11 protein-coding genes are annotated in these 13824 nt (G+C 69.8%); 8 read left to right on the top strand and 3 right to left on the bottom strand.

From position 1 onward, the window contains the following. Positions 1–134 precede the first annotated feature (134 nt). From E8D38_RS07015 to E8D38_RS06985, 7 genes are all read left to right on the top strand, one after another. Positions 135–1304: a hypothetical protein gene (locus E8D38_RS07015; protein ID WP_140627264.1), complete on the top strand. Its 1170-nt coding sequence runs from the start codon at positions 135–137 to the stop codon at positions 1302–1304. Positions 1305–1426: 122 nt separating this feature from the next. Beyond that, a complete protein-coding gene (locus E8D38_RS07010; protein ID WP_140627263.1) occupies positions 1427–1873 on the top strand; it encodes a hypothetical protein in 447 nt (148 codons plus the stop codon). A 93-nt stretch (positions 1874–1966) separates the two neighbouring features. Next, positions 1967–2182 carry a hypothetical protein gene (locus tag E8D38_RS07005; protein ID WP_140627261.1) on the top strand — a complete coding sequence of 72 codons (216 nt, stop codon included), beginning with the start codon at positions 1967–1969 and terminating at the stop codon, positions 2180–2182. Positions 2183–2195: 13 nt separating this feature from the next. Next, positions 2196–3731: an alkaline phosphatase D family protein gene (locus E8D38_RS07000; RefSeq protein ID WP_140627259.1), complete on the top strand. Its 1536-nt coding sequence runs from the start codon at positions 2196–2198 to the stop codon at positions 3729–3731. Between the two features lie 50 nt (positions 3732–3781). Then, positions 3782–4753, top strand: a complete 972-nt coding sequence (locus tag E8D38_RS06995; protein WP_140627257.1) for an AEC family transporter — start codon at positions 3782–3784, stop codon at positions 4751–4753. Further along, positions 4720–6165 (top strand): hypothetical protein, encoded by a 1446-nt coding sequence (locus tag E8D38_RS06990; protein ID WP_140627254.1) that lies wholly within the window; start codon positions 4720–4722, stop codon positions 6163–6165. Before E8D38_RS06995 ends, E8D38_RS06990 begins: the two co-directional genes overlap by 34 nt. Positions 6166–6434: 269 nt before the next feature. Beyond that, positions 6435–8051: a hypothetical protein gene (locus E8D38_RS06985; RefSeq protein WP_140627252.1), complete on the top strand. Its 1617-nt coding sequence runs from the start codon at positions 6435–6437 to the stop codon at positions 8049–8051. A 30-nt stretch (positions 8052–8081) separates the two neighbouring features. Here E8D38_RS06985 and E8D38_RS06980 read toward each other — a convergent pair whose 3' ends face one another. Continuing rightward, positions 8082–9692, bottom strand: a complete 1611-nt coding sequence (locus E8D38_RS06980) for a peptide chain release factor 3 (RefSeq protein WP_140627250.1) — start codon at positions 9690–9692, stop codon at positions 8082–8084. Between the two features lie 116 nt (positions 9693–9808). Between E8D38_RS06980 and E8D38_RS06975 the strand changes: the two genes are divergently transcribed. Beyond that, a complete protein-coding gene (locus tag E8D38_RS06975) occupies positions 9809–10195 on the top strand; it encodes a DUF488 domain-containing protein (protein ID WP_140627248.1) in 387 nt (128 codons plus the stop codon). A 99-nt stretch (positions 10196–10294) separates the two neighbouring features. Here E8D38_RS06975 and E8D38_RS06970 read toward each other — a convergent pair whose 3' ends face one another. Continuing rightward, positions 10295–12370, bottom strand: coding sequence for a primosomal protein N' (locus E8D38_RS06970; protein ID WP_246099384.1), 2076 nt, complete (start codon positions 12368–12370; stop codon positions 10295–10297). 345 nt (positions 12371–12715) lie between these two features. Then, positions 12716–13819 (bottom strand): uroporphyrinogen decarboxylase, encoded by a 1104-nt coding sequence (gene hemE, locus E8D38_RS06965; RefSeq protein ID WP_140627246.1) that lies wholly within the window; start codon positions 13817–13819, stop codon positions 12716–12718. Between the last annotated feature and the right edge of the window lie 5 nt (positions 13820–13824).

Genomic DNA, 13824 nt, shown 5'->3' with positions numbered 1-13824 from the left:
GAGCCGTTTGGTCGATGGCATCGCAGCGCCGTCTTGCAATACTGCCCGCGCACGCCGCACGCAAACAGGCACAAATGAATCCGACAGTCACAAGGAAGGCCCCCATGAAAGCAGCCGCACGGTCAGTGAGTGTGATGAGCGCGACGGTCCTGGCCGTCGCCACCCTCGCCGCCTGCTCCAGCAGCCCCAAGCTCGCGCCCGAGCTGGCCATGCCGCAGTTGCCGGCCGAACAGCGCGAGGTGATCGACGTGCGCCTGGAGTTCCGCAGCAAGCAGAACCTGAGCGACAACGTGGTCCAGCTGCCGAGCCACAGCGTCAAGCGCGGCAGCTCGGTGGTCATCAACGTGCCGGCCAGCCTCATCGAAGCTGGTGCCAGCAAGGGTGAGAAGGGGCAGGACTTCAAGACCAAGGACTTCTTCAACGAAGCTGAGCAGCAGATCGAGAAGGTCTTCATCGGCAACAACTTCCGCGTCATCAGCCGCTCGAAGTTCGAAGCCAAGCTGCGCGACCTGCGCGACGCGGCGCGCTGCGACCTCGCGAACTACCGCTGCCTGCTCGACCAGGTGGCGCCCGAGGCCCGCCCGGTCCTCGAAGACCTGAAAGCCAAGTTCGACGCCGGCAAGATCAATGCGGTCGACTACACCACGCAGATCGCGCTGTTCAAGGAAAAGATGCAGACGGCCTCGGCCGGCCGCACCCGCAGCGAGGACCAGCGCGAGCTGACCGACATCTCCGAGGTGATCCGCGCCGCACAGTCGGGCGACATCCAGGCCGACTACATCCTGCAGATCAATGTGTTCGACACCAAGAAGCGCGTGCGCGCCGTGGCCGACCTGCGCCGCGAAACCAAGGTGCGCACCTTCATCAGCGGCTACCCGTCACTGCAGGCGGCACTCGAGACCGGCGGCAAGCACGAGGTGACCTGCGCGATCGTCGGCACCGAACTCAATGCCAAGCTGATCCATGTGAAGACCGGCGAGATCGTCTGGATCGGCAGCCACGAGCTCAATGAATTCAGCTCCGGCGTCCAGTCGATCGGCGTGGAGCTGGGCCAGCGCACCTATGTGGCCAATGCCAACGACATCCGCAACTTCGTGGTCTCGCAGAACGAGCCCTACATGCGGCAGCTGCGCTACAACCAGCCGGTGCAGGTGCCCTCGCCGGTGATGCGCACCGACCTGATCGGGCCCATGGTCAACGTCGGCCGCTGCGAAAAGGACTGGAAGTTCGACGACGAGACCCGCTCGCAGCTCGCCCGCAAGGTGGCGCACGATCTCATCAGCACCATCCGTTCGGGCTCCTAAGCGCGCCCACGCGGGGCCGAGCGCCGGGCCGCTCCCAAGCCGGCCGAGGGGCCAGACATCCTCGCCGCGCGTGGAACAATCCTGCCTCCTTTGACATGAAACGGTGAGCCGCAGGAATCCGCATGGGCGAGGCCAAACGCAGAAACAAGCAGGGCAGGCAGCTGGAGCAGCAGCTGCTGGAGCGCATCGCCGCCGGCGAATTCGGCGCAGCCGGTCAGCCGCTGCGCTATTGCGTGGTGGTGGACAAGTCACCGCGCGGCAAGGACCTGCTGCTCACGCTGCGCGCGATGCCCGCCTTCGCCGAGCTGCTGCCGGTGCTCGACGACCCGGCCTTCGAGCTGTGGGACGCCTCTGCGCTGTTCCAGTTCGCGGTGCTGCGCAGCGGCGCCGGACGGCCGCATGAGCGCGTCACCGTGGCCGCCCACCTCGACAAGCTGCTGGCCGACGCGCTGCCGCGTGTGCTGAAGGCGCAGCGCGCAACGCCGGGCACGCTGGGGCTGCTGGTCGGCGTGAACGCCGAGGCGGAGCCGGCGGTTATGCAGCGCGCCGAGGCGCTGCTGCGCGGCTGAGCCGGTTCGCGAGCCTGTGCGCCGCGATCCCGCACAATCGTCCGCTCGATGACGGGCCGAGGGACCGTCCGCGCCACGAGAAGGAGATATTCGATGGGATTCAAACGCATCGTCGGCATCGTGCTGATCGCCGCCGGCGTGCTGGGCCTGCTGTACGGCGGCTTCAGCTTCACCAAGGAAACCCACACGGCCAAGCTCGGTCCGCTGGAGCTGTCGGTCGACGAGAAGGAACGCGTCAACGTGCCGGTCTGGCTGTCGGTCGGCAGCGTGGTCGCGGGCGTGGTGCTGCTGGCCTTCGGGCGCAAGTAGCGGGCCGCCGGCCTTGGCCGCCCTGTCCCGCCGCGATTGGCTTGCCGTCGCCGCCGGCGGCTTGTCCGCACCGTGGTTCGTCCGCCATGCGCGCGCCGCCGACACCGAACGTTTCGCGCTGGGCATCGCTTCCGGCTGCCCGCGCGAACGCACGGTGGTGCTCTGGACGCGCCTCACCGGCGAAGCCCTGCCCGAAACGGTGAAGGTGGACTGGCAGCTGGCCGAGGACGAAGGCTTCGAGCGCATCGTCGCGCGCGGCAGCGAGGAGGCCACCGCCGCCTGGGGCCACAGCGTGCATGCCGAGCCGCAGGGGTTGGCGCCGGGCCGCTGGTACTGGTATCGCTTCAGCGCGCTGGGCCAGCGCAGCATCGCCGGGCGCACCCGCACGCTGCCCGCGGCCGGCGCGGTCGAGCCGCTGAGGTTCTCCATCGCCTCCTGCCAGCGCTGGGACCACGGCCACTGGGCCGCCTGGCGGCAGATGGCCGAGGACGAACTCGACCTCGTGCTCTTCCTCGGTGACTACATCTACGAGTACCCGCCGGTGCCCGGGCGGGTGCGCGCCCACGAAGGCATCGGCCTCGTGCGCACGCTGGCCGACTATCGCAACCGCTACGCCCAGTACAAGAGCGACCCGGCGCTGCAGCGCATGCATGCGCGGGCGCCCTGGATCAGCGTGTGGGACGACCACGAGGTCGACAACGACTACGCGGCCCTGCAGTCCCAGACGCTCGAGGACGGCTTCGCTTTCCGCCGCGCCGCCGCCTACCAGGCCTGGTGGGAACACATGCCGTTCCCGAAGCGCCTGCGGCCGCGAGGCGCCGACATGCGCATCCACGAACACTACGACTGGGGCGCACTGGCACGGGTGCTGGCAGTCGACGACCGGCAGCACCGCGACCCGCAGGCCTGCCCCAAGCCCGGCCGCGGCGGCTCCAGCACGGTGCTGGCCAGCCAGTGCGCCGAGCTGTTCGACCCGAAGCGCAGCCTGCTCGGCACGGCCCAGGAGCGCTGGCTGAGCGAGAGCTGGCGCAGCGCCACGCCGGGCGCACCGCGCCCCTGGAACCTGCTCGCCCAGCAGACGCTGATGGCCCGCTTCAACTGGCGAGACCCGGCCAGCGGCGACCGCAGCCACTGGACCGACGGCTGGGACGGCTACCCGGCGGCGCGCTCGCGCTTGCTGGGCGAAGTGGCTCGGCGCGATCTGCCCAATGTGGTGGTGCTGGGCGGCGACGTGCACGCGCACTACGTGTGCGACCTGCACGACGACTTCGACAAGCCGGACTCGCCGGTGGTGGCCACCGAGTTCTGCGGCAGCTCGATCAGCAGCCACGGCACCGAGCAGGCCCGCCTGAACCGCGCGCTGCCCTTCAACCCGCACATCCGCTACGGCCGCAGCGACCAGCGCGGCTACATGCGGTTCGCTCTCGACGAGCGGCAGCTGCAGGCCGAGCTGCTGGCGGTCGATTCGCCCGACGACGCGAACAGCACGGTGACCGTGGCGGCCCGCTTCACGGTGGAGTCCGGACGCGCCGGGGCGCAGCCCGCATAACGCCCGTCCCGCCGCTGCAGGCCGCGCGCGGCTTGCGATACTGCGCGCCCATGCAGGCCATCCTGGCGGTCACCGTTCCCTTCTTCGCGCTGGTGCTGTGCGGCTACCTGGCCGCACGGCGGCACGTGCTGCCCGAATCGGCCATCCCCGGCCTCAATGCCTTCGTGCTGTTCTTCGCGCTGCCCTGCATGCTGTTCCGCTTCGGCGCCAGCATGCCGGTACTCGAGCTGCTGAACCCGGTGGTGCTGGCGGTGTACCTGGCTGCCGCGCTGCTGGTCGTCTTCTTCACCATCGCCGTCACGCTGTCGCGGCATGTGCACCTGAAGGACGCGGCGTTCGGTGCGCTCGTGGCCGCGTTCCCGAACACCGGCTTCATGGGCGTGCCGCTGCTGGCCGCGCTGATGGGGCCGCTCGCGGCCGGCCCGGTGATCGCGACCGTGCTGGCCGACCTGTTCGTGACCAGCTCGCTGTGCATCGCGCTGGCGCAGCTGCACGGCACGGCCGGCCAGGGCGCAGGCCCGGCGGCGAAACGAGCCTTGCGGGGCGCCCTGAGCAACCCGCTGCCGTGGTCCATTGCCCTGGGCGCACTGGCCTCGGCCACCGGGCTCCAACTGCCGGGGCCGCTGCACCAGATCGTCAGGATGCTGGGCGACGCGGCCACGCCGGTGGCGCTGTTCACCATCGGCGCAGTGCTGTGGCGCGCCAGCCAGCATGCGCACACGCGCACCCCGGTGTCGCGCTTCCTGCCGGTGGCGCTGGTGAAGCTGCTGCTGCACCCGCTGCTGGTGTTTGCGCTGTGCGCGGGCGCGGTCGCGCTGGGCGCGCCGCTCTCGAACTTCCAGCTCACGGTGCTGACCCTGGCGGCCGCCCTCCCCTCGGCCAGCAATGTGTCGCTGCTGGCCGAACGCTATGGCGCCGACAACGGCCGCATCGCCCGCATCATCATGGCGTCCACCGCACTGGCTTTCGTGAGCTTTTCGCTGCTGGCATGGGGGTTTGGCGTACAGCCCGGGGGGGGCTGACCGTCACTGGGGGCACGGACAACCCACCCTCGGTCACGTCGCCCGGCTCCCCGTCACCCTCGCCTGCGAAATACCGCCTGTGGGGCACGGCCACCTCCGACGCCGGCCTCTCGCGGCGCCTCGTCATCGTCGACCCGCGCCAGCCGGAACATCCGCTGCACAGCCTGCTGCTCACCGACGTGGAAGGCAAGCCCGCGGTCGCTGTACCGGTGACCGCGACGCGGATCGACCCGGCGAACGGTCGGGTCACGGCTCTCGGTCAGCCGCGGCTGTACTTCCTGCAGGAGGGCAAGGTTCTGACCCAGGACCTCGGCATTGAGAGCATCGCCGAACCCCGTCGGCTTTCGACCGTGGACAACGCATGCACGATCGACTCGGTCCATCCGCTGACAGCGGCAGCCGAGGAATCGTGGGCGCTGGTCACCACGGGCGGACCGGACCGCGCGTGCGGAACGACGGCGGACAACACGCGGGCCCTCGTACGCAACTCGATGGCTGCCGACGAGCCGGCCGTCACGCTTGGCATCCACCGGTCGTTTATTCCGCTGGTGGACGAGGCAGGTACCGCCCTTGCGTTCCTGGCGAACTCGAATTCCGGACTGCGCCGATACACCGCCGATCTCACCCGCTACACGCAGGTGAGCTCCTTCGGTGGCTCGCTGATCGGGAGCTTTCCGGCACAACGCAGGCTGTTCCTCCGCTCCAATGGCTTGCAGGTGCTGGACTATTCCGGGCCGCCCTCCATCGGGCCATCGCTCCTGGAGATTCCAGCGCTCAGCAGCTTCGAGAGTGCGGGCGGCGGTGAGGCTGCGTATTTCTCGGTCGGCCGATCGCTCTACCGAGTGACCGCCGACGGTCGCAACGCCCTCATCAAGACTTTCGAGCTGGGAGAGGTCTGGCGCATCATGCCGGCGGCCAACCACGTCGTCGTGATGCTCAGCGGCGATTCGACAGTGGGCTACCAGCACATCTGGTCGATCCCTCGCAACGGCGGCGAACCACTGGACCTGCAGGTGCCCGTACGCGATGTCGGCTCGAGCCAGTACGTGCAGCACCTCTACGCGACCGCAGGAGACAGCTACTTCTATCTGACGCACGGAGGCAGCGGCACCGGAGTGCTCTGGTCGGTCAATGCCGACGGCTCCGGCAAGCGACAACTGGCCGCCCCGGCGCGACATGTCGGGATCCTGTGGCAACCGGGCCTGAATGCAAGTCAGCAGCCGGAGGTGGCCGCGCTGCTCTTCTGCCAGCCGCAGGCGGGACACAGCGACTGCGATGGCGCGCCGTTGATGCAGCTCGATGTCCCTTCGGGGCAGACCACGCAGCTCGGAACACTGCCGGGCACGGGCTCGGCCTCCCGCAGCTGGCAGCTCCTGTCTGCGCAGGGCCTCATCACGTCGCCGTTCATGTAGCAGGCCACCTTGGTCGACCGCAGTCAGGAAACGACACGGCAGATCGTCGACCTGTTCCAGGCGGACCCGCGCATTGCGGGCTCGTTGCGCAGGGTCACCGCCAACGCCCTGGCCCCCTGAGAAGCGGGTCGCGCGGCGCACGAGCGGCCGCGACCGCTACCGTCCGTTACTTATTCACGTCACAAACCACTCATCGACGGGGGTTCGCCACAGGAAGGCAATCCCTAAACTGCCTCGCAAACTTTCGGGGCTTGCGGGTGGATCGAGCAGTGGGGAACCGGGTGGCGGCGCGCCTGCTGGCCGTGCTGTGGGCCACGTTGTGGCTGACCGCCTGCGGCGGCGGCAGCGACAACGAAGCCGCGCCGGCCGGCGAGGCCCCGTCCGACTACTACCTCTGGAACGTCGCCAGCTCCAACTGGGGCTACTGGCACTGGCTGGCGGTGGTGGACCCGGCCCGGCCGGGCATGCCCAGGCACAGCATCCTGATGACCGCGGCAGACGGCTCGCCCGCCATGCCGCGCGGCGTGGGCGGCACGCGGCTGGACCCGGTGGGCCAGCGCGTCACGCAGCTGGGCACGACGCGGCTGTTCTATCTGCAGCAGGGCCGGGTGCACACGCTCGACCTCGCCATCCGCCGCGACGCTGCACCGAAGCAGCTGTCCAGCATCACCGACGGCTGCTGGATCTGGAACACCTACCCGCTGGACGCCGCGGGTGACGACGCCTGGGCCGTGGTGGAAACCGCAGGACCTGACGGCCGCTGCGACGACTACCTCGACAACACCTATGCCGGCGTGCGCACCACGATGAATGCCGCCACGCCCGCCATGGCGCTGCCCGGCGGGCTGCCGCACGCCATGCTTGCGCTTCCCGACGAGCACGGCCGGGCGCTCGGGCTGCTGGTGCACACAGGCAACCAGCTGCGCCTGTACGACACCGACCTGGCCCACGGCACCGAGGTCGCCGGCGGAGAGGCCATCACCGCAATCTGGCAGGTCGGCCTGCTCGCCGGGGAGCGCAAGCTGTACCTCGGCGTCTGGGCCGACGGCGGCAACCAGCGCAGCCTGCGCGTGCTGTCCTACTCGGGGCAGGCTGCCGCCCTGGGTGCCGGGGTGATGACGTTCGAGGCGCCGCAGGCCGCGTCGGCGCGGGGCGACTGGGGCACCCACTACTTTGCCGACGGTCGCAAGCTCTACCAGCTCACGGCTGGAGGCCATGCCCTGCTGGCCTCCTTCGGCGCCGGCGAGATCCAGCAGATCACCCCGACCGAGCGACACGTGGTGGTGCGGCTGCGCGATGCAGCCTCATCGACCTGGAGCACCTGGTCGGTCGCCAAGGCCGGCGGCACCCCCATCGACCTGGCCACCCCTGAAAGCGGCATGAACGGCAGCGCCTATGAGAGCGTTGTCCATTGGGGCACCGTGGCAGGCGACCGCTACTTCTTTTTCTCGCAGGACGCCCATGGGCTGGGTTCGATCTACTCGGTCGACGCCGACGGCCGCAACGCGCAGACCTGGGCCAGCGGGGTGGCCTATGCCGGCGTCCTGGCCCGCGCCACGCCGCCCGCCGGCCAATGGTGGGAACAGATCAGCGACGTCATCTACTGCGTGCCGCAGGCCGGCCGCACTGATTGCGACGGCGGCACGATGAAGCAGCTGAATGCCGCCACACAGGCCACCACGACGCTCGGCACCCTGCCGCGATCGGGCAAGGCCTCGCGGACGCTGCAGTACACCTTCGCCTGGGGTTTCGCCGGCGGCCCCTTCAGCATCGGCGCGCAGCTGTACGACAGCGAGGCCGACACCCACGCCTACGACCTCTTCACCGCCACGGCCGACCGGGCCGGCTCGCTGCAGGCTTCCACCTACAACTACGGCGCCCCGTGATGCCGATGCCGATGCCGATGCGATGCCGGCTCAGTGGTTGTGCGAATCGAAGACCAGGCCCGAGTGCTCGCGCATCGAGTGGAACCTGATCTTGGGTGCGCGCTCCTCCGCCACCCGCAGCTCGGTCGGGTAGGCCGCCAGGAAGGCCGGCGCGCCCACCACGTCGTAGGCGATGCGAAACGCTTCTGCGTCGATGAACTTCTGCAGCTCCTGTTCGTCGTCGCTGGTGATCCAGCGCGCCAGCGTGTAGCGGCTGGGCTCCAGGCGCGCCTCGCAGCCGTATTCGCTCTTCAGCCGGTGCAGCACCACCTCGAACTGCAGCTGGCCGACGGCGCCCAGCAGCATCGGACCGTGCGAATGCGGGCGGAACACCTGGATGGCGCCTTCCTCGCCCAGCTGCTGCAGCCCCTGGCGCAGCTGCTTGGTGCGCAGCGGATCTTTCACTTCGACCGCCCGGAAGCTCTCTGGCGCAAAGAACGGCAGGCCGGTGAAGTGCAGCGCCTCGCCCTCGGTGAGCGTGTCGCCCAGTTGCAGCGTGCCGTGGTTCGGGATGCCGATGATGTCGCCGGCCACCGCCTGCTCCACCAGCTCGCGCCGCTGCGACATGAAGGTCACCACCGTCTGCGGCCGCATCTCCTTGCCGGAGCGGGTGACCTTCAGGCGCATGCCGCGCTGGAACTGGCCTGAGCTCACCCGCACGAAGGCGATGCGGTCGCGGTGCGCCGGGTCCATGTTGGCCTGCACCTTGAACACCACCCCGGTGAGCTTGTCCTCCGCAGGCTCGACCACCCGCTCCTGCGCCGGGCGCGAGCCGGGCGGCGGCGCCAGGTCCACCAGCGCGTCAAGCACCTCGCGCACGCCGAAGTTGTTGACCGCCGAGCCGAAGAACAGCGGACTCTGGTGGCCGTCGAGGAAGGCCTGGCGGTCCAGCGGCGGCGTGGCTTCGCGCAGCAGCTCCAGCTCGCCGGCGGCCTGCTCGTATTCGGTGCCGAAACGGTCCTTCAGCGCATCGCTCTGCAGGCCCTGGACCAGTTCGTCGTCACCCACCCGGTCTTCGCCGGGCGTGAACACGCGCATGCGGTCCTTGTGGATGTCCATCACGCCGCGGAACACCTTGCCCATGCCCACCGGCCAGGTCATCGGCACGAGGCTCATGCCGAGCGTGCGCTCGATCTCGTCCATGAGCTCGAGCGGCTGCTTCACCTCACGGTCCATCTTGTTGACGAAGGTGAGGATGGGCGTGTTGCGCGCGCGGCAGACCTTGAGCAGACGCAGCGTCTGCTCTTCGACGCCGTTGGCCGCGTCCACCACCATCAGGGCCGCGTCCACCGCGGTGAGCACGCGGTAGGTGTCCTCGGAGAAGTCCTGGTGGCCCGGGGTATCGAGCAGGTTGATGACGCAGTCGCGGTATTCCATCTGCATCACCGAGCTGGCCACCGAGATGCCGCGCTGCTTCTCGATCTCCATCCAGTCGGACGTGGCATGCCGGCTCGCCTTGCGCGCCTTCACCGAGCCCGCGATCTGGATGGCGCCCGAGAACAGCAGCAGCTTTTCGGTCAGCGTGGTCTTGCCGGCGTCGGGGTGCGAAATGATCGCGAAGGTGCGGCGGCGGTTGATTTCTTGCAGCAGGGCGGCGGACATGGCGAAGCGGGGGCGCGGGCGACGGGAAAACCCGGGATTGTCGCGGATCACGCCTGCCCGGGGCGCTGTTGAGCGAAGATGGCGCCCGCAAGGAGAGCCGGCCGGAGGGATTTTTCATGACAGTACGCATCGTGCGCCTGGGCAGCGAACGCCTGCCCGACGAAGGATTGCGCATCGGTACCGTGCGCCGCCCGCCGCGCGGCGTGGCCAAGGCGGACTTCGCGTCACAGAACTGGTACGACGTGTGGCTGCCCAACCTGTCGCCCAGCGCCGAGCTGGTGAAGCTGGCCCAGGCCGCCGAGAACCCGGCCGCCTGGGCCACGTTCGTGAAGCGCTACCGGGCCGAGATGTCGGTGCCCGAAGTCAGCCGCGTGCTGGAACTGCTGGCGGCGCTGTCGCACACGACGAACTTCTCGGTGGGCTGCTACTGCGAAGACGAGAAGCACTGCCACCGCTCGGTGCTGCGCACGTTGCTGCTCGAGCATCAAGCCAAGGTGGAGTAGGGCTCCGGTTCGCCCAAGCGGGCGCCGCGGATCCGGCTTTGCCGGTCCGCCGGCGCCGCCCCCTTGAGGGGGTGCGCCGCAGGCGCTACGGGGGTGTACTCATATCGCGAGGGGGTCGATGTCCACCGCCCAGCGCAGCACGGCCTTGTGCTGGCTGCGCAGGCCCTGCAGCTGCGGCAGCCAGCCCGCGAGGAAGCGCTGCAGCAGCGGCCGCGAGGCCGACTCCACCAGCATCTGGGCCCGCTCCACGTTCGCCACCCGCTGCACCGGCGTGGGCACCGGCGGGTAGATCAGCAGCTCCTGCGCGGCCTCCGCGGCGGCGTCGGAGGCTGCCTGCAGGAAGGCCTGGGCCGCCTCCTGGGTGCGCGCATCGGCGCGCAGCAGCGCGAGGTGCGCAAACGGCGGCAGCCCGGCCATGCGGCGCTCGGCCAGCTGGCCGGCGGCGAAGCTTTCGTAGTCATGCTTCTGCAGCGCCTGGTACAGCGGGTGGGCCGGGTTCCAGGTCTGCACCCACATCTCGCTGCGCGAGGCCTGGCCCGCGTCGCGCCCGGCCCGGCCGGCGGCCTGCATCAGCAGGGCGAACAGGCGCTCGGGCGCGCGGAAGTCTGAGCTGAAGAGGCCGGAATCGGGGTTCACCGCGGCGACCAGCGTCATGCGGCGGAAGTCGTGGCCCTTGGCCACCATCTGCGTGCCCACCAGCACGTCGACCTCGCCGGCATGCACGCTGGCAAGCTGGCTTTCGAGCGAGCCCCGGGCCTTGGTGGTGTCGGCGTCGATGCGGCCGATACGCGCCCCCGGCAACAGCGCGGCCAACTGCTCCTCGAGGCGCTCGGTGCCGCGGCCCACCGGCTGGATGTCGGCATTGCCGCACTCCGGGCAGGCACGCGGCACCCGCTCGGTGAAGCCGCAATGGTGGCAGCGCAGCGTGCGGTCGCTCTTGTGGAAGACGCGCCAGGCGCTGCAGTGGGGGCAGCCGCTCTTCCAGGCGCAGTCGGGGCAATGCAGCACCGGTGCATAGCCGCGCCGGTTGAGCAGCAGCAGGCTTTGTTCGCCCGCCTCCAGGCGCTTGCGCACCGCATCGAGCAGCGGCGGCGCGATCGCGCTGTCGCTCATCGTGCCCTTCGGAAAGCGCGAGAGGTCCAGCACCCGCACCGCGGGCAGCACGCCGCCGCCGATGCGGGCCGGCAGCGCGAGCCGGCGGTAGCGGCCTTCTGCGGCGTTGTGCCAGGTCTCGAGTGACGGGGTGGCCGAGCCCAGCAGCACCGGCACGCCTTCCAGCCGGCCGCGATAGACGGCCAGGTCGCGGGCCGAGTAGCGCGCGCCCTCCTGCTGCTTGTAGGAAGGGTCGTGCTCCTCATCGACGACGATGAGCCCGGGCCGCGGCAGCGACGCGAAGATCGCCATGCGGGTGCCCAGCACCAGGTCGGCCTCGCCCAGGTGGGCCGCGAGCCAGTGCTGCAGCCGCTGCGCCGGTGTGAGCCCGCTGTGCAGCGACACCAGCCGCCGGCCCGGGAAGCGCTGCGCGAAACGTGCCTCGAGCTGCGGCGTCAGGTTGATCTCGGGTACCAGCACCAGCGCCTGCCGGCCCTGCTGCAACACCCGCTCGGCCTCGCGCAGGTAGACCTCGGTCTTGCCGCTGCCGGTGACGCCGTGCAGCAGGGCCACGCCGGGGCCGCCGGCCGAGAGCTGCTGCAGCGCGCCGGCCTGGTCGGCACTCAGGTCCGGCGACGCGGGGGCCTCCGCCGGCGCGACCGGCCCCGATGCCGCGAGCTGCTTGCGCAGCCGCTTCAGGCGTCGCGCGAGCTGGGTGGCATCCAGCTGCCGCAGCTCCGGCGGCAGCACTGCCAGCGCCAGCTCGCCAAGGCCGCGCTGGTAGTAGCCCGCGGCGAACGACACCAGCTGGCGCCACGCGGCCGGCAGCGGCGGCAACTCCGACAGCACCTCGGCCACCGGCCGCAGTTCGGCATCGGCCGGCGCCGACGTCGCGTCGCCTGCGCCGTCCCACACCAGCCCGGCCACCACCCGGCGGCCCAGCGGGACCCGCACCAGACTGCCCGGCAACGGCCGGCTGTCGCACAGGTAGTCGAGCGGCTCGCCGAGGCCGCTGTGCTGCGGCGTATCGACCGCCACGCGGACCGTGGGCAGGGCTTGCAGGTTCGGGGTCGAGTTACGCACAGAATTTCAAAGCTGCTTCAACGATGCGCCGTAAGTCACTGATTCTTCAGCGCTTTTGAGCTATCCACTCCAGCTGTGGAAAACTTTGTGGGAAACCTGCGCATACGCGTGCTAAATGCTTGCCCCGCTTGCGGTTGAGGTTCATTGCTGCCTGCTTAGGCAACCGGCCGATCCCTTATGAATCAACAACTTAGCGTTGTGCGCCGAATCGGTGCCGCTGCAGCGCGGGAGCCGGCGATTGCCCGCCTCGCTTGCCTACTTTTGGGGATAAGTCAATCCCTGCTGGCAATATTTCCCAGGGAAAACACGGGTTGTGACGCAGTGCACAGCGGCCACTCAGCGGCCTCAGCCGCGCAGCCGGCGTGAGTACTCGTGCACCGCTTCGACCAGCACCGAGACGCTGTCCGGCGGGGTGTGCTGGCTGATGCCGTGGCCCAGGTTGAACACATGGCCGGCGGTGGAACCGTCGGCTTGACGGGGCGGGCCGAAGCTGTCGAGCGCCTGCGCCACTTCGGCCCGGATCTGCTCTGGCTGGGCGAACAGCACCATCGGGTCGAGGTTGCCCTGGATCGCCACCCGGTCGCCCACCCGGGCGCGCGCCTGGGCGAGGCTCACCGTCCAGTCGATGCCCACCACGTCGCAGCCGGTGTCGGCGATCGCCTCCAGCCAGCCGCCGCCGCCCTTGGTGAACACGATGCTCGGGATGCGGAAGCCGTCGTGTTCCTTCTTCAGCTGCTGCAGCACACGCGCGGTGTAGGCCAGGCTGAAGCGACGGAAGGCCGCATCGGCCAGCACCCCGCCCCAGCTGTCGAAGATCATCACCGCCTGCGCGCCGGCTTCGATCTGCGCATTGAGGTAGGCAGCCACCGCGTCGGCATTGATGGCCAGGATGCGGTGCATCAGGTCAGGCCGGCGGTAGAGCATGGTTTTCACCAGCCGGTAGTCGTCGGAGCCGGCGCCTTCGACCATGTAGCAGGCCAGCGTCCAGGGGCTGCCGGAAAAGCCGATCAGCGGCACGCGCCCGTCGAGCGCCTGCCTGATCGAACGCACCGCGTCGAACACGTAGCGCAGCTTGTCGAGGTCGGGCGCGGCCAGCGTGGCCACGTCGGCCTCGTCGCGGATCGGCGTGGCGAACCGCGGGCCCTCGCCGGCGGCGAAGCTCAGGCCCAGGCCCATGGCGTCGGGCACGGTGAGGATGTCGCTGAACAGGATGGCCGCATCGAGCGGATAGCGCTCCAGCGGCTGCAGCGTCACCTCGGTGGCGAAGGCCGGGCTGGTGGCCAGCCCCATGAAGCTGCCGGCGCGCAAACGCGTGGCGTTGTACTCGGGCAGGTAGCGGCCGGCCTGGCGCATCAGCCACACCGGCGCGTAGTCGGTGGGCAGGCGAAGGCAGGCGCGCAGGAAGGTGTCGTTGGCCAGCGGCGGCAGGGAGATGGGAGCGGAGGGCATCGCGG

This window comes from Methylibium rhizosphaerae, assembly GCF_006386545.1.
In the GTDB taxonomy this organism is placed as follows: Bacteria; Pseudomonadota; Gammaproteobacteria; order Burkholderiales; family Burkholderiaceae_C; genus Pseudorivibacter; species Pseudorivibacter rhizosphaerae.
This window is presented reverse-complemented; position numbering and strand designations above follow the sequence as displayed.